Raw genomic sequence first — 21,569 nt, 5'->3', positions numbered from 1 at the left:
GGGTTTTGGTGTGGTGTGTTGCTTCAGCCCTGTGGCACCGCTGTCCCCCCCCCGCACCCCCCGCCGCCCACCCCCCCGGGGCCGCGGCGCCCCCCCCCCCCCCCCCCCCCCCCCCCTCGGCCGGTGAGGTATTCGGTTGTGGCCGTCCGGCGGTGCGAGGCTGGGCGCGACAGTACGTTCGCGCCGCCGGACGGAGTCCTGGGGCACTGCGGGCAACGGCTGGGACCGCGGCGGATGCGACAGAACCGCGGCGCTCCTTCCCTCAGGTCGAAGAAGGAGGGCCGGGGACCTTCACCACCGCACTGGCTCGCATACCGCCGCGGTCCTTGCCTCGCCCGCGCACGTCCGGCCGGTCACCCCTCATCCGGGCCGTACGGTCGTGCGCGGGCCGTCTGTGTCAGTCCTCGCGCAGGGCGCGGACCGCCTCCTCCACGCGCTTGCCGTACTCCGGGTCGGCGGCGTGGAAGTGGGCCAGGTTCTTCTCGATGACGTCGTCGCGGGTGACCTGCGAGAGGCCGCCGGCGATGTTGGCGATCAGCCGGGACCTCTCCTCGGCCGACATCAGGCGGTACAGGTCGCCCGCCTGGACGAAGTCGTCGTCCTTGGTGTGCAGGGGCGCCTCGTGGGTGCCCGTGTGTCCGGTCACGGCCAGCGGGGCCGACAGCGGGCGGCCGGTCTCGGCCGGGCCGTCGTAGGAGTTCGGCTCGTAGTTCTTGGCGTACCGGCCCTGGGAGTTGACCGCCATGAGGCCGTCCCGGCCGTAGTTGCTGGCGACGGTCGCCTTCGGGGCGTTGACGGCCAGCAGCGTGTGGTTGACGCCCAGGCGGTAGCGGTGGGCGTCCGCGTAGGCGAACAGCCGGCCCTGGAGCATCTTGTCCGGCGAAGGACCGATGCCGGGAACGAAGTTGTTCGGGGAGAAGGCGGCCTGCTCGACCTCGGCGAAGACGTTGTCCGGGTTGCGGTCGAGGACGAGACGGCCGACGCGCTGGAGCGGGTAGTCCTTGTGCGGCCACACCTTGGTCACGTCGAACGGGTTGAAGCGGTAGTCCGCCGCCTCGGCCGCCGGCATCAGCTGCACGTACAGCGTCCAGGAGGGGTTCACGCCCCGCTCGATGGCCTGCAGCAGGTCCGTCTGGTGCGAGGCCGGGTCCTTGCCGGCGAGCTCGGCCGCCTGCTCGGCGGACAGGCAGCGCACGCCCTGGTTGGTCTTGAAGTGGTACTTGACGAAGAAGGCCTCGCCCTCGGCGTTCGTCCACTGGTAGGTGTGCGAGCCGTAGCCGTTCATGTGGCGGTACGACGCCGGGATGCCGCGGTCGCCCATCAGCCAGGTCACCTGGTGCGTGGCCTCGGGGGAGTGCGCCCAGAAGTCCCAGACGTTGTCCGCCTCCTGGCGGCCTGTGAAGGGGTCCCGCTTCTGGGAGTGGATGAAGTCCGGGAACTTGATCGGGTCCTTGATGAAGAACACCGGGGTGTTGTTCCCGACGAGGTCGTAATTGCCCTCTTCGGTATAGAACTTGACCGCGAAGCCGCGCGGGTCGCGGACGGCGTCCGCGCCGCCGAGCGAGTCGGCCACGGTCGAGAAGCGCAGGAACACCTCGGTGCGCCTGCCTACGCTGCTCAGGAAGTCGGCGTGCGTGAAGCCGGTGACGTCGTCGGTCACCTCGAAGTAGCCGTAGGCGCCCGAGCCGCGGGCGTGCACCACGCGCTCCGGAATGCGCTCGCGGTTGAAGCGCGCCAGCTTCTCCAGGAGGTGCTGGTCCTGGAGCAGGAGCGGGCCGCCGATGCCGGCGGAGGCGGAATTCTGGTTGTCGGCGACCGGGGCACCGGACTCCGTGGTGAGAGTTCGCGTCGTGGGCACGCGCTTCGACATCGTGGACCTTCCGTGCGTCAGCACTTCCGTGCGGGTGGCAGCGGAAAACTTCTTCCGCTTGGTGGAGCTTAGAAGTGGGGCAAACTGAGCGTCAACAGTTTGTTGAAGTTGATTCCGGGCGGCGCCGACGCCTGGGCGCGACAGGACAGATGTCAGCGGCGGCGCCGCCCGGAAGTCCGTGGCTGCGTCAGAGCTGGGCGCCGGAGAGGCGCTCCACGGCCCGCAGCAGGGCCGAGTGGTCCAGGCCGCCGTCGCCCTGGGCGCGCAGGCTGGCGACCAGCTGGGCCACCACGGCGCCGACGGGCAGCGAGGCGCCCACGTTGCGGGCGGCGTCCGTGACGATGCCCATGTCCTTGTGGTGCAGGTCGATACGGAAGCCCGGCTTGAAGTCGCGGTTCAGGAAGTTGTCCTTCTTCCGCGTCAGCACGGTCGAGCCCGCGAGGCCGCCGTTCAGGACGTCCAGCGCGGCCTTCAGGTCCACGCCCGACTTCTCCAGGAAGACCACGGCCTCGGCGCACGCCTGGATGTTCACGGCGACGATCAGCTGGTTGGCGGCCTTCACGGTCTGACCCGAGCCGTGCGGGCCGCACAGCACGATGGTCTTGCCGAGCGCCTCGAGGAGCGGCTTCGCGGTCTCGAAGTCGGCCTGCTCGCCGCCGACCATGATGGACAGCACGGCCTCGATCGCACCGGCCTCACCGCCGGACACGGGCGCGTCCAGCACGCGAACGCCCTTGGCCCGGGCGGCCTTCGCCAGGTCGACGGAGGTCTGCGGGGTGATCGACGACATGTCGATCAGCAGCGCGCCGGACCTCGCGTTCTCCAGGATGCCGTCGGGGCCGTAGGAGATCGCCTCGACCTGCGGGGAGGCCGGCACCATCGTGATGATCACGTCGGCGTCCTGGACCGCCTCGGCGATCGAGCCGGCGACGGTGCCGCCGGCCGCGGCCAGCCGGTCCAGCTTGTCCTGCTCCAGCGTGAAGCCGGTGACGTCGTAACCCGCCTTGATCAGGTTCTCGGACATGGGGGAGCCCATGATGCCGAGGCCTATCCAGGCAACCTTGGGGAGCGTGCTCATGAAATGTGCCTTTCGGTAAGGAAGTTCAGCGGGCGGCGCGCGCTTCGCGGGGCAGCCAGTCGAAGGCCTCGGCGCTCGGACGGTCGCCCGGCTTGTACTCCAGGCCGACCCAGCCCTCGTAACCCGCCTTCGTGAGCTGGTCGAGAAGCTCCTCCAGCGGCAGCGATCCCGTGCCGGGTGCGCCACGCCCCGGGTTGTCGGCGATCTGCACGTGGCCCGTCTTCGCCGCGTACCGCTCGATCACCGAGGGCAGGTCCTCGCCGTTCATGGACAGGTGGTAGAGGTCCATGAGGAAGCGTGCGTTGCCGAGGCCCGTCGCGTCGTTCACCTTGTCGACGACGCCGATCCCGGCCGGGGCGCTGACCAGCGGGTACAGCGGCGACTCCGGCTGGTTGAGCGTCTCGATCAGCAGGATCGCGCCGATCCGGTCGGCCGCGCGGGCCGCGAGGACCAGGTTCTCCAGGGCCAGCGCGTCCTGCTCGGCCGGGTCGACGCCGCCGACGCGGTTGCCGTACAGCGCGTTGAGCGCCTTGCAGCCCAGCGACCTGGCGAAGTTCGCCGCCACGTCGATGTTGGCGCGGAACCTCTCCGACTCCTCGCCCGGGATCGACAGCGCGCCCCGGTCGGGGCCGGGCAGCTGCCCGGCGTAGAAGTTCAGGCCCGTGAGCTGGACGCCCGCGTCCTCGATCGCCGTCTTCAGGGCGTCGAGCTCGGACTGCTCGGGGGTGGGGGCGTCGACCCAGGGCCACCACAGCTCGACCGCGGTGAAGCCCGCCGCGGCGGCGGCCGCGGGGCGCTCCAGGAGCGGGAGTTCCGTGAAGAGGATCGACAGGTTGACGTTGAAGCGCTGCTCTGCGGCTGTGTTCAACTCAAAACCGGGCATGTGGTTAGGCGCTCCCTTCCGTGTAGTGATTCCGTATTACGGAAGTTCGTTTCTGCTTAATGGAAGACTGCCTGTGACCGGGGAGGCCTGTCAAGAGCACCCGCGCAAAACCGGAGACCTACGGGGACCGCCATGGCGTTAGGTTGTGCGCGTGCGATTGAGAGTGGAGTTCACGACCGAGCCGTTCGACCTCGACGAGGCGCCCGCGCACGCGGTGGCCGCCCGTGAGGTGATCGAGGCGGCCGAGCTGGACGCGGTGGACGTCGGCCCGTTCGGCAACACGGCGGAGGGGGGCGCGGACGCCGTGCTCACCGCCGTGGACGCGCTGCTGCGCAGGACGCTGAAGGCCGGTGCCACCCGGATCTCGCTGCAGGTCAACGTGGTCGACGCGGCCGGGGAGGGCGCCGAGTGAGCGGCACCGGGGACGAACCGTTCATCACGGCCGTGAAGCCGCTGGTCGACGCCATGGGCGGCGAGCTGCTCCCGCCCGACGAGGCCGGCCCCGACGACGTCGTGCTCTCCTGGCAGGGCGTCGACGCGGTCGCCGTGCGGCTGCCCCAGCTCGCGGACTCCCTGGACCACATCCTGGCGGCGATGGAGCGCAAGCAGGGCGTGCCGCTGGCCGACCTGGACCGCAAGGCCAAGCAGGAGGTCGTGCGGATACTCGAGGCGCGCGGCGCCTTCTCCGTACGGCACGGCGTGGAGACCGTCGCGGGCGCCCTCGGCGTGAGCCGCTTCACGGTGTACAACTACCTGAACCGGGACAAAGGCGCCTGATGCAGCCGCCCGGGTTTCGCCGCCGCGAATTTTCAACAAAGTGTTGACGGCTCGTTGCCGAGGGCGTTAGCTATCGGCACGCCCGTTCAGCACGAAGGCCCTACGCGGCCACGGAGGCTCCCGTGACTTCGACTTCCACGCCCCCGGGCCTGCCCCGGTTCAACGCACTGGAGGAGCACGCGGCCCTCGCCGTTCTCCACGAGGCGTGCGCCTCCACCGCCTGGGCGCGGCGGCTGACCGCCGCCCGTCCGTACGCCACCGCCGAGGAGCTCTTCACCGCCAGTGACGCCGCCATGGCCGAGCTGACGGCCGCGGACCTCGCCGAGGCGATGGCCGGGCACCCGCCGATCGGCCGCCCCAAGCCGGGGGATCCCACCTCGGCCCGGGAGCAGCGCGGCATGGCCGGCGTCTCCGACGAGCTCAGGACGGAGATGCTCGAACTGAACCTGGCCTACCAGGAGAAGTTCGGCCACGTCTTCCTCATCTGCGCCACCGGCCGGACCGGCGAGCAGATGCGCGACGCCGTCAAGGAGCGGATCGGCAACTCCCCGGAGCAGGAGCGGGAGATCGTCCGCGTCGAGCTGGGCAAGATCAACCGCATCCGACTGGCCCGACTCGTCGAAGAGGAAGCCTGACCCATGAGCACCAGCACCACCGCTTCCGTGTCCACGCACATCCTGGACACCAGCGTCGGCCGCCCCGCCGAGGGCGTCGCCGTCCAGCTGACCGCCCGGTCCGGGCGCGAGGCGGACTGGCAGGCGCTCGGCGGCTCCGCGACCGACGCGGACGGCCGGTGCAAGGACCTGCCGGCGCTGCCGGCGGGAACCACACACGTACGCCTCGACTTCGCGGTCGAAGCGTATTTCGAGAAGAAGCAAGCCGATGCGCAGCAGGACGCCCCCGCGAATCGGGACAGCGGTGCCGTGTTCTTCCCCGAGGTGGCGATCACCTTCGCCGTGAAGCCCGGGGAGCATTACCACGTACCGCTGCTGCTCAACCCGTTCGGCTACTCCGTTTACCGAGGGAGCTAGCAGACATGCCCACGATCCTGGGACAGAACCAGTACGGCAAGGCCGAGAACCGAGTCGTAAAGATCACGCGGGACGGCGCCACCCACCACATCAAGGACCTCAACGTCTCCGTCGCCCTCTCCGGCGACATGGACGAGGTCCACTACTCAGGCTCCAACGCCAACGTGCTGCCGACCGACACCACCAAGAACACGGTGTTCGCCTTCGCCAAGGAGCACGGCATCGAGTCGGCCGAGCAGTTCGGCATCCACCTGGCCCGGCACTTCGTCACCAGCCAGGAGCCGATCCAGCAGGCCCGGATCCGCATCGAGGAGTACACCTGGGAGCGGATCGAGGCCTCCGACGCCAACTCCCGGTTCATCGGCGCCGACGAGGTCAAGCACTCGTTCGTGAAGCAGGGCCGGGAGACGCGCCTCACCCAGATCACCTACGACGGCCGGAACTGGGAGGTCGTCTCCGGCCTCAAGGACCTGACGGTGATGAACTCGACCAACTCCGAGTTCTGGGGCTACGTCAAGGACAAGTACACGACGCTCCAGGAGGCCTACGACCGCATCCTGGCGACGTCGGTCTCCGCCCGCTGGCGGTTCAACTGGACCGACGACGAGCAGAAGATGCCCAACTGGGAGAAGTCCTACGAGCAGACGAAGAAGCACATGCTCCAGGCCTTCGCCGAGACGTACTCGCTCTCGCTGCAGCAGACGCTGTACCAGATGGGTTCGCGGATCATCAACAACCGCAGCGAGATCGACGAGGTCCGCTTCTCGCTGCCGAACAAGCACCACTTCCTCGTCGACCTGGAGCCCTTCGGGCTGAAGAACGCCACCGAAGACGGTGCTGTGTACTTCGCCGCCGACCGTCCCTACGGCCTGATCGAGGCGACGATCCTGCGGGACGGCTGCGAGCCGAAGATCCCGGTGGACCTCACCAACCTCTGATCTCCCCCCGAGGGATCCCTCTTTCGGCACCCGTGACCGGGGAACCCGCCTCCCCGCATCCCCGGTCACGGCACTCAAAACTTCTAGGGTCCTGCCGTGCCCTCCGCACAAGTCCATTGAGTGAAAAGGACGCATCATGGCAGCAGCCCAGCGCATCGTCATCGAGAACTGTTCGATCGCGACGGTCGACGCACACGACACCGAGTACGGACACGGACACGTCGTCATCGCCGGCAACCGCATCGAGGCGCTCGGCGCGGGCAGGGCCCCCGAGGGCCTGGAGAACGTCGTACGCCGCATCGACGCCTCCGGCCACCTGGTGAGCCCCGGTCTGGTCAACACCCACCACCACTTCTACCAGTGGATCACCCGGGGTCTGGCCACCGACCACAACCTCTTCAACTGGCTCGTCGCGCTGTACCCGACCTGGGCGCGCATCGACGAGCCGATGGTCTACGCGGCAGCCCAGGGCTCCCTGGGGATGATGGCCCGCGGCGGCGTGACCACCGCCATGGACCACCACTACGTCTATCCCAAGGGCTCCGGCGACCTGTCCGGCGCGATCATCCGCGCCGCCCGTGAGATGGGCGTCCGCTTCACCCTCGCCCGCGGCTCGATGGACCGCAGCGAGAAGGACGGCGGCCTGCCCCCGGACTTCGCCGTCGAGACCCTGGAAGGCGCCCTCGCCGCGACCGAGCAGACCGTCAAGGAGCACCACGACGCCTCGTTCGACGCGATGACCCAGGTGGCCGTGGCGCCCTGCTCGCCCTTCTCCGTCTCCACCGAACTCTTGCGTGAGGGCGCCGAGTTGGCTCGCCGCCTCGGGGTGCGCCTGCACACCCACGGCTCGGAGACGGTCGAGGAGGAGCAGTTCTGCAAGGAACTGTTCGGCATGGGCCCGACCGACTACTTCGAGTCCACCGGCTGGCTCGGCGAGGACGTGTGGATGGCGCACTGCGTCCACATGAACGACTCCGACATCGCCGCCTTCGGCCGTACGAAGACCGGTGTCGCGCACTGCCCGTCCTCCAACGCCCGCCTCGCGGCCGGCATCGCTCGCGTCCCCGACATGCTGGCGGCCGGCGTCCCGGTCGGCCTCGGCGTCGACGGCACGGCGTCCAACGAGTCCGGCGAGCTGCACACCGAACTGCGCAACGCCCTGCTGATCAACCGCCTCGGCGCGCACCGGGAAGCAGCGCTCAACGCCCGCCAGGCGCTGCGCCTCGGCACCTACGGCGGGGCGCAGGTCCTCGGCCGCGCCGCAGAGATCGGTTCCCTGGAGCCGGGCAAGCTCGCCGACCTGGTGCTGTGGAAGCTGGACACCCTCGCCCACGCCTCCATCGCCGACCCGGTGACCGCGCTGGTCTTCGGCGCGGCGGCCCCGGTCACCGCCTCGTTCGTGAACGGGCGCCAGGTGGTCGAGGAGGGCCGCCTGCTGCACGTGGACGAGGACGCCATCGCCCGCTCCACGCGGGACGAGGCACAGCGGCTCGCGCGGATCACCGCGCAGGCCTGAACAGTTGAAGATCTCCGGTCGGGGGGGACGGCCCTCGACCGGTAGCCGTGGACCACTGGTTCCATGGCGGCCGTCTCCGGGGCGCGCGTGGACGCGTGTGCCCCGGAACGGTCTCCGTCCCGGTCCCGCACGACCGCGCCCCACCTCCCTGACACCCACGTCAGAGCCGACGTGTAACCGACCGGAGGAGCCGCCGTGGCCGCCCATCCCGTTGACGAACGCCTGCCCGCACCCAAGATGGCGACGACCGGCCTGCAGCACGTGGCCGCCATGTACGCGGGGGTCGTCGCCCCGCCTCTGATCGTCGGCGCGGCCATCGGCCTCTCCGCCACCGATCTCACCTTCCTCACCGGCGCCTGTCTCTTCACCGCCGGCCTCGCCACCTTCCTGCAGACCCTCGGCATCTGGAAGATCGGCGCACGACTGCCCTTCGTCAACGGCGTCACCTTCGCCGGTGTCGCCCCCATGACGGCGGTCGTGGCCTCCACCAAGGACAAGTCGGACGCGCTGCCCATCATCTTCGGCGCGGTGATGGTCGCGGGTCTGCTGGGCTTCCTGGCCGCCCCCTTCTTCAGCAAGGCGGTCCGCTTCTTCCCGCCGGTCGTCACCGGCACGGTCATCACGCTCATAGGCGTGTCCCTGCTGCCGGTGGCCTTCGGCTGGGCGCAGGGACCCGACCCCGCCGCGCACGACTACGGTTCGGCGACCTACCTGGGCCTGGCCGCCACCACTCTCGTGATCGTGCTGCTCCTTCGCCGCTTCACCCGCGGCTTCGTCAAACAGATCGCGGTCCTGCTCGGCATGGTCGCCGGCACGCTGATCGCGATCCCCTTCGGCGTCACGGACTTCGGTCCGGTGGCGGACGCGGACGTGGTCGGCTTCCCGACCCCGTTCCACTTCGGGACGCCCCAGTTCCAGTTCGCCGCGATCCTCTCGCTGTGCGTGGTGATGGTGGTCTCGATGACCGAATCGACCGCGGACATGCTGGCGTTGGGCGAGATCGTGGAGCGGCCGGCGGACGAGAGGACGATCGCGGCCGGGCTGCGCGCCGACACCCTCGGCTCGGCCCTCAGCCCCTTCTTCAACGGCTTCATGTGCAGCGCCTTCGCCCAGAACATCGGCCTGGTCGCCATGACGAAGATCCGCAGCCGGTACGTCGTCGCCACCGGCGGCGGCTTCCTGGTCCTGATGGGCCTGTGCCCGATGGCCGCCTCGCTCATCGCCGTCGTACCGCGCCCGGTGCTCGGCGGCGCGGGCGTGGTGCTGTTCGGCTCGGTCGCGGCCAGCGGCATCCAGACCCTGGTCAAGGCGGGCCTGGAGAAGGACAACAACATCCTGATCGTCGCCGTATCGCTCGCCGTCGGCATCATCCCGATCACCGCGCCGGAGTTCTACCACGCCTTCCCGGAGACCGCGCGGATCGTGCTGGACTCGGGCATCTCCACGGGCTGCGTGGCGGCGGTGGTGCTGAACCTGGTCTTCAACCACCTCGGCAAGGGCCGGGACGAGGAGGATGTCACCCATCCCATGGAGGCCGGCGAGCAGATCGCCGTCGTGCACTGACCTGCCGGCCGCGGGGCACGATAATCGCCGTGCCCCGCACCGGAGATGGGGCAGTCTGTCTCCCATGAACGAGTCCGGCCGCGTCGAGGCCTTCAGCGACGGTGTGTTCGCCATCGCCATCACCCTGCTCATCCTGGAGATCAAGGTCCCGAAGGTCGGCGAGCACGGCAGCCTGTGGCACGCGCTCGGCGCCCAATGGCCCTCCTACGCCGCCTATGTGGTCAGCTTCCTGGTCATCGGCATCATGTGGATCAACCACCACCAGGTGTTCAGCTACGTCGCCCATGTCGACCGCCTCCTGATGTTCCTGAACCTGCTGGTCCTGATGGTGGTGGCCGCGGTGCCGTGGCCGACGGCGATGCTCGCCGAGTATCTGCGCGAGGACGCCACCTCGCACGTCGCGGCCGCGGTCTACAGCCTGGTCATGGTGGCGATGGCCCTCACCTTCCAGGCCCTGTGGTGGCACCTCACCCGCACCGGCCACCTCTTCGACTCCCGCGTCGACATCCCCGCGGCCCGCGCGACCCGCGCCCGCTTCGCCCTCGGCACCCTCGCCTACCCGCTCACGGTCGCCCTGGCCTTCGTCTCGGCCCCGCTCACCCTGGCCGCCCACGGGCTGATCGCGCTGTACTACGGCTTCAACCAGGTTCCGGTGCCGACCCGTCCGGGCCCGGCCGGTTCATGAGGTTGGCGAGCAACTCGGCGGCAGCCCCGCCTGCGTCGTGTACAGCGCCCGCATCCGCATTCAGGCCCGGCGGATCGACCGGCAGGGCGTGGCCTGCGGGAACCGGCCGGTGAAGTACGAGCGGGGCGGCACGCCCATGAGGGTGCGGAAGTCGGACGTCATGTGGGACTGGTCGTAGTAGCCGGTGGCGGCGGCGAGTTCGGCCCAGGAGCGGGTGGCCGCGTGGTCCAGGACGGTGCGCACACGGTTGATCCGGGCGTAGTGCTTGGGCGAGAGGCCGACACCCTCGGCGAACAGGTTGCGCAACTGCCGCTCGCTGACGGCGAGATCGCGCGCCACGTCGCCCACCGAACCGGGGACCTGACCGCTCCGTACGGACATCGCCTCGACACCGGCGCGCACCAGCTCGACGCGGGCCCGGTCCGCGGCGGCCGCGAGCCGCTCCGGGAGCACGTCCGAGAGATGGGCCAGGGCCTCCTCGGGCGTCAACCTCCGCAGCTCGTCGGCCAGTTGGCGGAGCGCCGGAACCGGCAGGTCTCCCAGCGGCACGGCGCGCCCGACGAGGTCGACGGCCGGGACGCCGAGCAGCGGGCGCACGGTGCCGGGCGCGAGCCGCAGCTCCACGCAGGACACCCGGCGCTTGCCCCAGTGGTACGAGGCCCGGGCGCGCGGGCCGACGACCAGGGCGCCGCGGCCACCGTGCTCCCCGGAGCGGACCACGACTCTCGTCGTTGGCTCCGGCAGATGCACGAACGGCTCCGTCGGCCCGTCCCCGACCGACACGGACCCGACGCCGGCCACCCATGGGCGCAGCACCTCCGGCGTGGGCAGGACCTCTCGGAACACGGCGTTCGTCACCCCTCCACCGTAAGCGCGCCGCACGGCCGCCCGGGCCGCCGAACCGTGCCGGAATTTCCAAGAGATCCGGGCCGTGGGCGGCCCACCGTGGTGGACATGATCCTCGTCATGGGTGCCACGGGCACCATCGGAAGTGAAGTCGTACGACAGCTCGCGGCGCGCGGCGAGAAGGTGCGGGCCCTGAGCCGGGACCCGGCGAAGGCCCGGGTGCCGGCCGGGGCGGAGACCGCCGTGGGACACCATCGCGACCGGGCGTCCGTCGAGGCGGCGATGGCAGGCGCGGAGGCCGCCTTCCTGGTCGGGGTCTTCGGCCCGGACGACGCCGAACACGACCGCGGCCTGGCCGCGGCGGCGAAGGCCGCGGGGGTGCGGCGGATCGTGAAGCTCTCCGCCATCGGCACCGGCGACCCCCGGCTGGGCGTGTTCGGGACCTGGCATCTGCACGGCGAGGAGGCCGCGCGTGCCAGTGGTCTGGAGTGGACGCTCCTGCGGCCCTCCGCCTTCGCCTCCAACACGCTGAGCTGGGTCCCGGCCGTCAGGGAGGGCACGCCCGCGTCCAACATGATGGGCACGGGACGGCAGGGGGTCGTCGATCCGCGGGACGTGGCGGAGACCGCCGCGGCCGCGCTGCTCGACCCGCGGCACGCGGGCCGTACGTACACCCTGACCGGCCCGGAGACACTCAGCGCCCACGAGCAGGCCGCCGTACTGGCCGACGTACTCGGCCGTCCCGTGCCACTGCACGACCTGTCGCCGCAGGAGCGACGCACGCAGCTGCTCGCCGCCGGACTGGACGAGAACTACGCCGACGGACTCATGGTCACCGCCCGGTTCATCCACGAGGGCGGCAACGACGTCGTCACCGGGGATGTGCAGGAGGCGCTCGGCCGGCCGGCGCGGACCTACCGGCAGTGGGCCGAGGACCACGAGCCGGCGTTCGCACGGGGGTGAGACGGGGCGGCGGTGCGGCACCCGGACGGGCTTCCGGGTGCCGCACGGCCACCGGCGCTCAGGCCACGTTCCGCTGGACGTACGGCACCAACTGCACCGGTCCGACAAGGCCGTACGCCTGCCGGGCCGCCGTGCCGAACACCGCAGGGTTGCTGACCCGCAGCCGGTTGAACAGCGGTGTGGCCACCTCGATCTCTATCGTGTTGTCGCCCTTGCGCAGGTGGCCGCCGAGGTCCACCACGGGGTTCACGCGGTCGACCGGGTCGAGCCGGGTGCCGTTGACGGTGACCCTGCAGGTGTCGGTGACGCTGCCGAGCTTCAGCAGCGCTCCGTCCGCCGAGGACCAGGTCTTCGGCAGGGTGACCAAGGTCCGGTAGGTGCCGATGCCGCCGACGTCGGCCAGCTCCGGGATCTGCGACCAGGGCAGCAGGGCGTCCAGGACGAGGGTGTGCCGGACCACCGTGGTGCTGGTCGCGTCGGCACCGGGCTGCCAGTCGTCGACCGAGAGCGTCCATGTCGCGGGTGTGACGGCCGCGGGCACGTCGGTGACCTTGGTGGTGACCTTGCGCCCGGTGGACAGCGTGGTGGTGAAGGTGCCGGCCGCGAAGGCGCGCACGGCCGGCGAACCGTCCGCGAACAGCACGCTGTCCGCGTCGGTCGCGACCGCGTGCGGACGGTTCCCGTCGCGGTCCCCGAACAGCCCCGGCCGACCCAGCGCGACCACCATCGTCTCGCCCGGCTGCAGCGTCACCCGGAACGTGAACGCGTCGCCGTCCTGGGTGTATCGGGCGAGCCGGGTGACCCGCCCGGACCACGGGTCCAGCAGGTACGGCACCGTGGCCGCGCCCGTGCGCACCGTGGCGCGCAGCGTCACGTCGTGGTCGATGGCGGTGACGGCGGGCTTGACGGTCTCCGCGTGCTTGCCGTTGCACAGGTAGTAGAAGTCGGCCTCGCCGGTGGCCCGGTGGGCGTTCAGCAGCGTCGAGGACACGGAGTAGGTGACGTCGGAGGTCACGCCGAGTTCCGCGAACGCCGCGCCGACCAGGGTCTTGTCGGTGACCCTGCGGACGTTCGGCAGTGCCAGCAACCGGGCTGTCAGCGAGCGCAGTTCGTCGGTCTCGCCGCTGTCGGGGACGCCCGGCGTGAGGGCCTGGTCGAAGGCGCCGAGCAGCACGGTGGGCAGACCGGCGCGCGCGAACTTCAGCAGCTTGCGGGCGTCGTCCACGGCCAGCGTGGGCGTGGAGCCGTAGAAGAAGTCACCTTCCAGGAACAGGGCCTTGTAGGCCGGGCCGGCCGGGGCGAGCCGCTTGCCGGAGACCTTGGCGCTCGGCAGGTCGAGCAGCGGGCCGCTCAGGAACTGGTGGGTCCAGCCGAGCGGGACGCCGGTCGAGGTCAGCCAGGACGCCCCGATGCCGGTCGCGGAGTAGCCGGTCTGCCGGAAGACCGCGACGTCCGCGCGGACGGTGCCCGACTGGAGCACCTGCTGGATCCGGCCGATGTAGCCCGCGACGTCGGCCACATGGTGCCAGGTGGGTTGCCTGGGCCCCCACGACTCGCCGTACCCGGGCGCCCCGCTGTACGGGCTGAACGCGGCGAAGCCGGGCCAGCCCACCCCGGGCGCGGTGGCGTAGGAGAAGCCGTGGATCACCGTCTGGTTGACGCCCGCCGCGTACGCGCCGCCCATGGTGCGCAGGAACTTGTCCCAGGTGGTGTTGTAGGCGCCGCCGGCGTAGGCCCCCGACTCGCAGGACAGCACGCGGCTGCCCGCCATGTCCCGCCCGCCGGCCAGGCAGCGGTGGTCGTCGAGGTTCTTGAAGCCGAGCGACTCGCCCTCGGGGATGTCGAGCAGGGCCGCCGAGGCGATGGCGTCGGTCTGCAGGCCGTACGGCTGCGAGCGCAGCTTCATGCCGTGCCCGTGGGCCCACGTCTTCAGCGCGCCGATGTGGTGCTCGTTGAACAGGCCGGAGACGGTGGCCCAGAAGTCGTGCCGGATCTCCTGGGTGAGCCGGGCCTCGAACGCGAAGATCTGGTTGCTGTTGTCCAGGATCACGGCGGGCAGATACGGCAGCAGGTCGCGTCCGGTGTGCGCGCGGAAGGCGGCCGGCAGTCCCGGCGTCCACTGCAGGCCCTTGGTCTCCAGCTCCACGGAGTCCTCGAAGAAGGCACCGCCCGCGGCCGTCAGGAGCTTGCGCAGCGTGGAGTCGAGGATCGTGGCGTCCCAGTAGCGGGTGACGGCGGCGGTGCCGGCCGCGCTGAAGTGGTCGACCACGTAGGCGGCGGGGGAGGAGTGCGGTCCGGCCTCGGGCTGCTGGCCGGTGCCGCGCTGCCAGTACGACAGGACCACCCAGGTCGCCGAGTCGGGCGGGGTCCAGCTCAGGCTGCCGCCGGAGACCCGGTCGGTCAGGTCGGTGACGCTGTCGGCGTCCAGGCCGGTGGCCTTGCCGCTGGAGTAGGCGGTGTTGACCCGGGCGGCCTGTACCGCGAACAGCTTCTGCGCGGTCACGCTCGAGGCGGCGGCGTGGACAGGGGCGGGCACCGGGCCGTCGAAGGCGGCGCCGCCGGTCAACGTGGCCTTGCCGTAGGCGAGTTCCTTGACCGCGGCCTCGTCGTCCGGAGTGACACCCGGCACGGCCACCGGCCAGCTCGGGCCGAGGGTGAGGTCGACGGTCAGCCCCCGTCTCGCGGCCTGTCTCAGCGCGGCCTTCACCCCGTCGCGCCAGGGGGCGCTGCCCCACCCGTGATGGGCGGTGTCCAGCACGGAGGTGTCGGTCATGCTGTGGTGCACGGCCGCGATCTCGGCGCCGCCGAAGCCCGCGTCGGCCATCTGGTCGATCTCACGGGCGATCTCGGTGGGCTCCACCAGGCCGTCCGGCCACCACCAGCGGAACTTCGGCCGGACCGCCTTGGCCGGTGCGGCGAACCAGCTCGCCGTGGGGGCGCTCCCGGCCGCGGCGGCGGTCTGTGCGGGGGAGGCGGCGCTCGCCGCCGGGCCGAGGGCCGCGAGGACACCGGTCGTCAGACCGGCCGTCAGCACGGACCGCCGTGTCATGCCGCCACGGCGCGGGTGGGTTTCGTGCATGGTTCAGCCCCAAGTGGTCACGGGTGAGCGGGTATTGAATCGTTTCAAACACCATGAACCCGGGAACGGTAGAACGGCGCGCCGATGGAGGTCAATAGGGGTGACAACGATTCAAAGGGAGACTCCGGCCCGTCGGCTCTTCCGGGCCCGCAGCGTGGTCGCCGCCAGAGCGAGGGCCGCCAGTGCCACGGCCGTCGCCACCCGGAACGCCAGCCGGTATCCCTCCGCCGTGGCCGGAATCAGCTCCGCGCCGTGGCCGAGCAGCCCGTCGGTGCGGCTCCCCGCCAGCGTGCTCAGGACCGCGAGCCCAAGCGAACCACCCACCACCTGAGTGGTGTTGAAGAGACCGGACGCCAGCCCCGCGTCCTCCTCGCTCGCGCCCGACATGGCGAGCTGGGTCAGCGGGGGCATGGCTGCGGCGAATCCGGCGGCCAGCAGCAGCATCGGGGGCAGCACGTCGGTGACGTAGGAGCCGTGCGCGGGGGCCCGGCTCAGCAGCGCCGACGGTCCCCCCGAAGGTGGAGTACGAACTCACGCCGGTGGCACGCGAGTTGCACGAGACCTTGCAGCGGCTGACCGACTGGGCCGAGCGCAACCGCGTGTACATCGCCGAGTCCCGGGCGGCTTACGACGAGGAACACCAGCCCGATCCGACCGACGTGTGACGTCCGCCGGCCGGGGCGTCGGAGGTTCGCGCGTCGGGAGTTGGGGTGCGGGGTCGTGGGCCGGGTGCGGTGGTCGTCGGCCGGCGTGCGAGGCGGGATTCGCGGGCTGCGAGGCGGAGTTGCGCCGGCTCCGGCCGGTCGGAGTCCGGGCAGGCCCCGCCGGTCAGAGTCCGAAGACACCCCGGGCCGGTCGGGGTCCGGGCAGGCTCCGGCCGGGTCCGAAGTCGCCCCCGGCCGGGTCAGAGTCCGAACGTGCCACGGGCCCGTCAATGTCCAAGCAGGCCCCGGCCGGGTCAGAGTCCGAAGACGCCCCAGGCCGGTCAGAGTCCGAACATGCCACGGGCGGGTGAGTCCGGGCCCGCCCGGGCCGGGGTCAGAGTCCGAAGACGCCCCGGGCCGGTCGGGGTCCGGGCAGGCTCCGGCCGGGTCAGAGTCCGAAGACAGGCCGCGCCGGTCGGAGTCCGGGCAGGCCCGGGCCGGGGTCGGAGTCCGAAGACGCCCCGGCCGGTCACAGTCCGGGCAGGACCGGGCCGGTCACAGTCCGAACAGGCCCGGGGCGGTTGCCAGTTCCTTGAAGTACTTCTGCGGTTCGGGGAGCAGGCGTCGCTCCTTGAGGTCCATCAGGCCGCCGACCGCGGTGATCTCGGCCGCCACCGCGCCGTCCGCCTTGCGGATCGTCTGCTCCATGCGGAACGTCTTGCCCTCGCCCCAGCGGAAGGCGCACGTCACCTCGACCTCGTCGCCCGCGAGCAGCTCCCGCCGGTAGCGGATGGTGGTCTCCAGCGCCACCGGGCCGACGCCTCTGCCTATCAGCTCCGCCTGGCCTATCCCCGCCGCGCGCAGCAGCGACCAGCGGGCGTGCTCCGCGTAGTTGAGGTACACGGCCTGGTTGAGGTGGCCCTGGACGTCGGTCTCGTATCCGCGGACGGTCACCGGGACGGAAAACGGCTCGCTCACTGCGTTCCCTTCTCGTACAGGAGTCTCGTGCCTGCTGCAACGATCACTGATCTTGGCATGCTCGTCATGTCCGGCGGGGCGATGCCAGCAGATAGCGCGTCCCGGTCCGCGGCTCCGCGTACTCGCCGGCCTGCCAGCCCGCCCGCTCCAGGGTCGCCGCGCAGGCCCGCCGTGCCTCGGCCGCCGGTTCGTACACGGCGACGGCCTCCGGCTGCGGGGTGGCGCGCACCCGGTAGCCGTCCGCCCCCTCCGGCCCGGCCGGGCGGTGGCCCGCAGCCTCCAGGGCGAGCGCGGCGGCCTGCACCAGATGCGTACGCTCCCAGCCGCACGGCCGCTCCATGGACCCGTCCGGATGTGTCATCCGGCGCAGCTCCAGCAGGCCCTGCCAGGCACTGTGCACCTCGCGCGCACGGGCGGGCCCGCTCTCCGGCGGCCGCTGCTCGCCGCCGACGCGCGCGGCGAACACGCCTGCGGTGGCGGCGGGCGCCTCAGGCTCCACCGGCGCCTGCTCATCGTCGGTCTCCCGTATCCGGTGTCCGGCCGGTGTCAGAAAGTGGTCGTGCGGCGGCCGCGGATGCCGGAACGCGAGCCCCCGCTTCACCAGCGCGGCCAGCTGCGGCTCCGTACCCCGCAGCCGCCCGGTCACGGGATCGGCGGTGTCGATCACACGCCGCTGGGCGGCGGTGGGCGGTTGCGTCACGGCGTGCTCCTTCCCCTCGGCAGGTCTCCTCCGGACCGTCGCTACCAGCTCTGACCGGCCCATTCGAAGACTACGACCCGGGTCTGACATTCCACGCCGCGATCACAGGCCGCCCGTGCTCCGTCCCCAGCCGGCCCAGCGTGCCGGTGGCCAGCTGGAACAGCGCCCCCCTCGACGCCGGCAGCCCGAGCCGCCGGGCCGTCAGCACCCGCAGGAGATGTCCGTGGGCCACGAGCACCACGCAGCCCTCGGTGTTGGCGAGCGCCGCGTCGACCTTCGCCAGCACGCGGTCGGCGCGCTCGCCGACCTCTTCCGGGGACTCCCCGGGGTGCTCGGGCGGGCCCGGTGCCACCCCGTCCGTGAACAGGAACCAGTCGGGCCGGGTGCGGTGGATCTCGTTGGTGGTGATCCCCTCGTACCCGCCGTAGTCCCACTCCCGAAGGTCCACGTCGATCCGCACGTCCTGGAGCCCGATCAGCTCCGCCGTCTCCCGCGCCCGCTGCAACGGGCTGCAGAACGCCGCCCCGATCCGGTGCGACCGGATCAGCGGCACCAGCCCCCGCGCCTCCCGGCGCCCGCGCTCGGTCAGCGGAACGTCGCTCCAGCCGGTGTGCCGCCCGGACCGCGACCACTCGGTCTCACCGTGCCGGACGAGAAAGACGTCACCCATGCCCCTCACCCTTCCGCTCGGCCCGGCCAGGAGCTGCCGGGCCGTCCCAGGCCCTACCCGCACCGTGTCACACGGTCGTCGCCGCCCGCAGGACGGACTCCGCCAGACGGCCGTTCTCGGGGGAGGCTCCGACGATCGAGGGGAAGGCGAAACGCCGCCGCGTGTAGGCGTACGCCACCCCGCTCGACGGGTCGGCGAAGCCGAGCGAGCCCGCCGCGCCGCTGTGCCCGAAGCAGTGCTCGCCGAGGAACGGGTGGCGTCCGGCGAGGTACTCGAAGCCCAGCCCGAAGTGGTCGTCGCCCCCGGTCACCAGGTCCGGCCCGGGCGTCCGCAGGCCGCCGAACAGGGCGGCCGTCTCCCGGGTGAGCAGCGGCGACCTGCCGTCCAGGGTGCTGATCGCCGCGGCGTACATCCCGGCCACCCCGCGCGCGTTGCCCACCCCGCCCAGGGAGGTGGGGCCGAGCGCCCGCACCCTGCGGTCGTTCCCGAGGGCGACCAGGTCGGTCGGCTCGGGCGCGCTCCGGTTGAAGGCGATGTACGGCGGGCTGCCAGGGGCCGCCGCCCGCGCGGCCAGCGCCTGTGCCTCCTCCGGCGTCGGCAGCAGCGGCCGCACCTCGCGCCAGCGCGGCTCCAGCTCCTCGGGGAGGCCGAGGTGCAGGTCCAGTGCGTACGGCTCCCGGACGCGCTCGTCGTACAGCTCCTGGATCGACCGCCCGGTCACGCGGCGCACCACCTCGCCGGTGAGCGCCCCGATCACGAACGCGTGGTAGCCGTACCCGCCGCCGGCTTCCCAGAGCGGCTTCTGCCCGGCCAGTCGCGCAGCGATCAGCCGGTCGTCGGCCAACTCGGCCGTGGTGAAGCCTTCGTCGGGGATGCCGACCAGTCCCGCCCGGTGCTCCAGCAGCTCCCGCAGGGTCAGCCGGTCCTTGCCCTCCGCCGCGAACTCGGGCCAGTACGAAGCCACTTCACGGTCGAGGTCGAGCACCCCCTCCTGCACCAGGAGCGCGACGACCAGATGTGCGGCGCCCTTCGTGATGGAGAAGAGACTGGTCAGCGAGTTCCCGCTGATCCCCTCCCCGGCCCACAGGTCGACCACCCGCCGCCCGTGGTGGTACGCCACCAGCTGTACTCCCGGGTCGTCCCGTTCCCCGGCGAGGAAGGCGGTCAACTCCTCACGTACGCCCTCGAATCCCTCGGCCACCGTTCCCTGTACGTCCTGCGACACGCGAGCCCCCTTGTCGGTGATCGGATACGGAATCCACCAACAAGGGGGCAGGGGCAGGGAATTCCCCGCCGCTTCACGCAGGGAAAGGTGACCGCTACTGCCGGTACCCGCCGAGGAACCGTCCGATCCGGCCGATCGCCGCCTCCAGGTCGTCCGCGTGGGGCAGCGTGAGGATGCGGAAGTGGTCCGGGGCGGGCCAGTTGAAGCCGGTGCCCTGGACGACCTGGATCTTCTCCCGGAGCAGCAGGTCCAGGACGAACTTCTCGTCGTCGTGGATCTTGTGGACCTTGGGGTCGATGCGCGGGAAGGCGTACAGCGCGCCCTTCGGCTTCACGCAGGACACCCCCGGGATCTCGTTGAGCTTCTCCCAGGCGACGTTCCGCTGTTCGTGCAACCGCCCGCCGGGCGCGGTCAGTTCGCGGATGGACTGGCGGCCGCCGAGTGCGGCCTGGATGGCGTACTGGGCCGGGGCGTTGGCGCACAACCGCATGGAGGCCAGCATGGTCAGGCCCTCCAGATAGCTGCGTGCGTGCTGCTTGGGGCCGGTCACCACCAGCCAGCCCGAGCGGAAGCCCGCCACCCGGTACGTCTTCGACAGCCCGCAGAAGGTGAGGACGACCAGGTCGGGGGCGAGTGCCGCGGCCGAGTGGTGGACGGCGTCGTCGTAGAGGACCTGGTCGTAGATCTCGTCGGCGAAGACCATCAGGCCGTGGCGGCGGGCGAGGTCGAGGATGCCCTCGATGACCTCCTTGGGGTAGACCGCGCCGGTGGGGTTGTTCGGGTTGATGATGACCACGGCCTTCGTCCGGTCCGTGATCTTCGACGCCATGTCCGCCAGGTCTGGGTACCACTCGGCCTGTTCGTCGCACAGGTAGTGGACGGCCTTGCCGCCCGCGAGGGTCGTCACCGCGGTCCAGAGGGGGAAGTCCGGTGCGGGCACGAGGATTTCGTCGCCGTCCTCGACCAGCGCCTGCACGGCCATCGAGACCAGCTCGGACACGCCGTTGCCGAGGAAGACGTCGTCGACGCCGACCTGGAGGCCGAGGGCCTGGTAGCGCTGGGCGACCGCCCGGCGGGCGGAGAGGACACCGCGGGAGTCCGTGTATCCGTGCGCCTGCGGCAGCATCCGGATCATGTCCTGGAGGATCTCCTCCGGCGCCTCGAAACCGAAGACCGCCGGGTTGCCGGTGTTCAGGCGCAGCACGCTGTGGCCCGCCTCCTCCAGCGCGTTGGCGTGCTCGATCACCGGGCCGCGGATCTCGTAACAGACCTCGCTGAGCTTGTTCGACTGCCGGAACTCCATTGCGCCCCTCCGGTATCTGGTGTTGCTTGGTTTTACCAAGTAGGTGCTTGGAAAGTCCAATGACATGTCTAGACTGCGTCGCATGTCACGACGCCGAAGCTACGACCAGTACTGTTCCGCGGCCCGCGCCCTCGACCTGGTGGGTGACCGCTGGACCCTGCTGATCGTCCGCGAGCTGCTGGCCGGACCCCGGCGCTACACCGATCTGCACGCGGACCTTCCGGGCGTGAGCACGGACGTACTCGCCTCCCGGCTGAAGGACATGGAGCGGGACGGCCTGGCGACCAGGCGCCGGCTGCCACCGCCGGGCGCCGCCTACGTCTACGAACTCACCTCCCGGGGACGGGAGTTGCTGCCGGTGCTGCAGGCGCTCGGGACGTGGGGCGAGGCCGAGCTGGGGGAGCGGCGGCCGACGGACGCCCTGCGCGCCCACTGGTTCGCGCTCCCGCTGCTGCGTTCGCTGGAGGGGGAGGGCCTCGTCGAAGTCCGGCTGGAGGAGGGCGACTTCCATCTGCACGTCGGTGCCGCGGACGGTCCCGTGTACGGCGACGGGCCCGCTCCCCGCGAACCGGACGCGCGACTGGTCCTGGACGCCGAGACCTGCGCGGCCGTCGGCCGCGGGGAGTTGGGCCTCACGGAGGCGGTCCGGGACGGACGCGTCACGGTGACGGGCGAGGGCACCTTGGCGAAGGCGCTGCGGGAGGCGTGAGCGTCCGGGCGGCGTCAGCATCCGGGCGGCGTCAGCGTCCGGCAGGCATGAGAGAGGCCCGCCGCAATCGTGTGCGGCGGGCCCATCGAGAAACCTTCGGGCGGGAAATCC

The 21,569-nt window shown here is 71.2% G+C and carries 20 protein-coding genes and 2 pseudogenes; 11 read left to right on the top strand and 11 right to left on the bottom strand.

Features of this window, described 5'->3' with window-relative positions; translation table 11 throughout:
• Positions 1-397 precede the first annotated feature (397 nt).
• From ACGFYN_RS01770 to ACGFYN_RS01760, 3 genes are all read right to left on the bottom strand, one after another.
• Positions 398-1,870, bottom strand: coding sequence for a catalase (locus tag ACGFYN_RS01770; protein ID WP_393863719.1), 1,473 nt, complete (start codon positions 1,868-1,870; stop codon positions 398-400).
• 187 nt (positions 1,871-2,057) lie between these two features.
• On the bottom strand, positions 2,058-2,948 hold the full coding sequence (locus ACGFYN_RS01765; protein WP_393863718.1) for a 2-hydroxy-3-oxopropionate reductase: 891 nt from the start codon (positions 2,946-2,948) through the stop codon (positions 2,058-2,060).
• A gap of 25 nt (positions 2,949-2,973) precedes the next feature.
• Complete coding sequence (locus ACGFYN_RS01760) at positions 2,974-3,831, bottom strand: TIM barrel protein (RefSeq protein ID WP_393863717.1); 858 nt, start codon at positions 3,829-3,831, stop codon at positions 2,974-2,976.
• A gap of 151 nt (positions 3,832-3,982) precedes the next feature.
• On the opposite strand from ACGFYN_RS01760, the gene ACGFYN_RS01755 reads away from it, so the two are divergent.
• The 8 genes from ACGFYN_RS01755 to ACGFYN_RS01720 all read left to right on the top strand — a co-directional run bounded on the left by ACGFYN_RS01755 (position 3,983) and on the right by ACGFYN_RS01720 (position 10,341).
• On the top strand, positions 3,983-4,243 hold the full coding sequence (locus tag ACGFYN_RS01755) for a hypothetical protein (RefSeq protein ID WP_393863716.1): 261 nt from the start codon (positions 3,983-3,985) through the stop codon (positions 4,241-4,243).
• Positions 4,240-4,608: a helix-turn-helix domain-containing protein gene (locus ACGFYN_RS01750; RefSeq protein WP_393863715.1), complete on the top strand. Its 369-nt coding sequence runs from the start codon at positions 4,240-4,242 to the stop codon at positions 4,606-4,608. Before ACGFYN_RS01755 ends, ACGFYN_RS01750 begins: the two co-directional genes overlap by 4 nt.
• A 122-nt stretch (positions 4,609-4,730) precedes the next feature.
• Positions 4,731-5,243: a 2-oxo-4-hydroxy-4-carboxy-5-ureidoimidazoline decarboxylase gene (gene uraD / locus ACGFYN_RS01745; RefSeq protein ID WP_393863714.1), complete on the top strand. Its 513-nt coding sequence runs from the start codon at positions 4,731-4,733 to the stop codon at positions 5,241-5,243.
• A gap of 3 nt (positions 5,244-5,246) precedes the next feature.
• Positions 5,247-5,639: a hydroxyisourate hydrolase gene (gene uraH, locus ACGFYN_RS01740; protein ID WP_393863713.1), complete on the top strand. Its 393-nt coding sequence runs from the start codon at positions 5,247-5,249 to the stop codon at positions 5,637-5,639.
• Between the two features lie 5 nt (positions 5,640-5,644).
• The gene (pucL, locus tag ACGFYN_RS01735) at positions 5,645-6,577 is read left to right on the top strand and encodes a factor-independent urate hydroxylase (RefSeq protein ID WP_393863712.1); all 933 of its coding nucleotides are present in this window, start codon (positions 5,645-5,647) and stop codon (positions 6,575-6,577) included.
• 136 nt (positions 6,578-6,713) lie between these two features.
• Positions 6,714-8,093: an 8-oxoguanine deaminase gene (locus ACGFYN_RS01730; protein ID WP_393863711.1), complete on the top strand. Its 1,380-nt coding sequence runs from the start codon at positions 6,714-6,716 to the stop codon at positions 8,091-8,093.
• 195 nt (positions 8,094-8,288) lie between these two features.
• Complete coding sequence (locus tag ACGFYN_RS01725; RefSeq protein ID WP_393863710.1) at positions 8,289-9,656, top strand: nucleobase:cation symporter-2 family protein; 1,368 nt, start codon at positions 8,289-8,291, stop codon at positions 9,654-9,656.
• A 64-nt stretch (positions 9,657-9,720) separates the two neighbouring features.
• Positions 9,721-10,341, top strand: coding sequence for a TMEM175 family protein (locus ACGFYN_RS01720; RefSeq protein WP_393863709.1), 621 nt, complete (start codon positions 9,721-9,723; stop codon positions 10,339-10,341).
• Positions 10,342-10,401: 60 nt separating this feature from the next.
• On the opposite strand, the gene ACGFYN_RS01715 is transcribed toward ACGFYN_RS01720, so the two are convergent.
• Positions 10,402-11,199 carry a helix-turn-helix domain-containing protein gene (locus tag ACGFYN_RS01715; RefSeq protein ID WP_393863708.1) on the bottom strand — a complete coding sequence of 266 codons (798 nt, stop codon included), beginning with the start codon at positions 11,197-11,199 and terminating at the stop codon, positions 10,402-10,404.
• Positions 11,200-11,295: 96 nt separating this feature from the next.
• On the opposite strand from ACGFYN_RS01715, the gene ACGFYN_RS01710 reads away from it, so the two are divergent.
• On the top strand, positions 11,296-12,150 hold the full coding sequence (locus ACGFYN_RS01710; RefSeq protein ID WP_393863707.1) for an NAD(P)H-binding protein: 855 nt from the start codon (positions 11,296-11,298) through the stop codon (positions 12,148-12,150).
• Between the two features lie 58 nt (positions 12,151-12,208).
• Here ACGFYN_RS01710 and ACGFYN_RS01705 read toward each other — a convergent pair whose 3' ends face one another.
• Both ACGFYN_RS01705 and ACGFYN_RS01700 read right to left on the bottom strand, forming a co-directional pair.
• Positions 12,209-15,229 (bottom strand): glycosyl hydrolase, encoded by a 3,021-nt coding sequence (locus ACGFYN_RS01705; RefSeq protein ID WP_393863706.1) that lies wholly within the window; start codon positions 15,227-15,229, stop codon positions 12,209-12,211.
• Between the two features lie 111 nt (positions 15,230-15,340).
• Positions 15,341-15,730, bottom strand: a pseudogene (locus ACGFYN_RS01700) (MFS transporter); the annotation flags it as partial.
• Here ACGFYN_RS01700 and ACGFYN_RS01695 point away from each other — a divergent pair.
• Positions 15,730-15,894, top strand: a pseudogene (locus ACGFYN_RS01695) (winged helix-turn-helix transcriptional regulator); the annotation flags it as partial. The pseudogenes ACGFYN_RS01700 and ACGFYN_RS01695 overlap by 1 nt on opposite strands.
• Positions 15,895-16,428: 534 nt before the next feature.
• Here the strand turns inward: ACGFYN_RS01695 and ACGFYN_RS01690 are convergent.
• The 5 genes from ACGFYN_RS01690 to ACGFYN_RS01670 all read right to left on the bottom strand — a co-directional run bounded on the left by ACGFYN_RS01690 (position 16,429) and on the right by ACGFYN_RS01670 (position 20,749).
• Positions 16,429-16,851 (bottom strand): acyl-CoA thioesterase, encoded by a 423-nt coding sequence (locus tag ACGFYN_RS01690; RefSeq protein WP_393863705.1) that lies wholly within the window; start codon positions 16,849-16,851, stop codon positions 16,429-16,431.
• Positions 16,852-16,915: 64 nt separating this feature from the next.
• Positions 16,916-17,551, bottom strand: coding sequence for a hypothetical protein (locus ACGFYN_RS01685; protein WP_393863704.1), 636 nt, complete (start codon positions 17,549-17,551; stop codon positions 16,916-16,918).
• A gap of 70 nt (positions 17,552-17,621) precedes the next feature.
• Positions 17,622-18,221 carry a histidine phosphatase family protein gene (locus ACGFYN_RS01680; protein WP_393863703.1) on the bottom strand — a complete coding sequence of 200 codons (600 nt, stop codon included), beginning with the start codon at positions 18,219-18,221 and terminating at the stop codon, positions 17,622-17,624.
• 67 nt (positions 18,222-18,288) lie between these two features.
• The gene (locus ACGFYN_RS01675; RefSeq protein ID WP_393863702.1) at positions 18,289-19,446 is read right to left on the bottom strand and encodes a serine hydrolase domain-containing protein; all 1,158 of its coding nucleotides are present in this window, start codon (positions 19,444-19,446) and stop codon (positions 18,289-18,291) included.
• A gap of 94 nt (positions 19,447-19,540) precedes the next feature.
• The gene (locus tag ACGFYN_RS01670) at positions 19,541-20,749 is read right to left on the bottom strand and encodes a pyridoxal phosphate-dependent aminotransferase (RefSeq protein ID WP_393863701.1); all 1,209 of its coding nucleotides are present in this window, start codon (positions 20,747-20,749) and stop codon (positions 19,541-19,543) included.
• A gap of 82 nt (positions 20,750-20,831) precedes the next feature.
• Here ACGFYN_RS01670 and ACGFYN_RS01665 point away from each other — a divergent pair, with 82 nt between their 5' ends.
• Positions 20,832-21,458, top strand: coding sequence for a winged helix-turn-helix transcriptional regulator (locus ACGFYN_RS01665; protein WP_393863700.1), 627 nt, complete (start codon positions 20,832-20,834; stop codon positions 21,456-21,458).
• The last annotated feature ends 111 nt before the right edge of the window (positions 21,459-21,569 follow it).

The sequence above is a fragment of the Streptomyces sp. NPDC048419 genome, from assembly GCF_043200415.1.
GTDB lineage: Bacteria > Actinomycetota > Actinomycetes > Streptomycetales > Streptomycetaceae > Streptomyces.
Note: the sequence above shows the minus strand (reverse complement) of the source record. Positions and strands in the feature narration are given on the sequence as shown.

Bases quoted from the DNA above. Each gene is read 5' to 3' on its own strand.
- ACGFYN_RS01720 (WP_393863709.1), top strand. From the start codon at position 9,721: ATGAACGAGTCCGGCCGCGTCGAGGCCTTCAGCGACGGTGTGTTCGCC.
- ACGFYN_RS01680 (WP_393863703.1), bottom strand. From the start codon at position 18,221: ATGGGTGACGTCTTTCTCGTCCGGCACGGTGAGACCGAGTGGTCGCGG.
- ACGFYN_RS01705 (WP_393863706.1), bottom strand. From the start codon at position 15,229: ATGCACGAAACCCACCCGCGCCGTGGCGGCATGACACGGCGGTCCGTG.
- ACGFYN_RS01730 (WP_393863711.1), top strand. From the start codon at position 6,714: ATGGCAGCAGCCCAGCGCATCGTCATCGAGAACTGTTCGATCGCGACG.
- ACGFYN_RS01665 (WP_393863700.1), top strand. From the start codon at position 20,832: ATGTCACGACGCCGAAGCTACGACCAGTACTGTTCCGCGGCCCGCGCC.
- ACGFYN_RS01760 (WP_393863717.1), bottom strand. From the start codon at position 3,831: ATGCCCGGTTTTGAGTTGAACACAGCCGCAGAGCAGCGCTTCAACGTC.
- pucL (WP_393863712.1), top strand. From the start codon at position 5,645: ATGCCCACGATCCTGGGACAGAACCAGTACGGCAAGGCCGAGAACCGA.
- ACGFYN_RS01710 (WP_393863707.1), top strand. From the start codon at position 11,296: ATGATCCTCGTCATGGGTGCCACGGGCACCATCGGAAGTGAAGTCGTA.
- ACGFYN_RS01770 (WP_393863719.1), bottom strand. From the start codon at position 1,870: ATGTCGAAGCGCGTGCCCACGACGCGAACTCTCACCACGGAGTCCGGT.
- uraH (WP_393863713.1), top strand. From the start codon at position 5,247: ATGAGCACCAGCACCACCGCTTCCGTGTCCACGCACATCCTGGACACC.
- ACGFYN_RS01765 (WP_393863718.1), bottom strand. From the start codon at position 2,948: ATGAGCACGCTCCCCAAGGTTGCCTGGATAGGCCTCGGCATCATGGGC.
- ACGFYN_RS01670 (WP_393863701.1), bottom strand. From the start codon at position 20,749: ATGGAGTTCCGGCAGTCGAACAAGCTCAGCGAGGTCTGTTACGAGATC.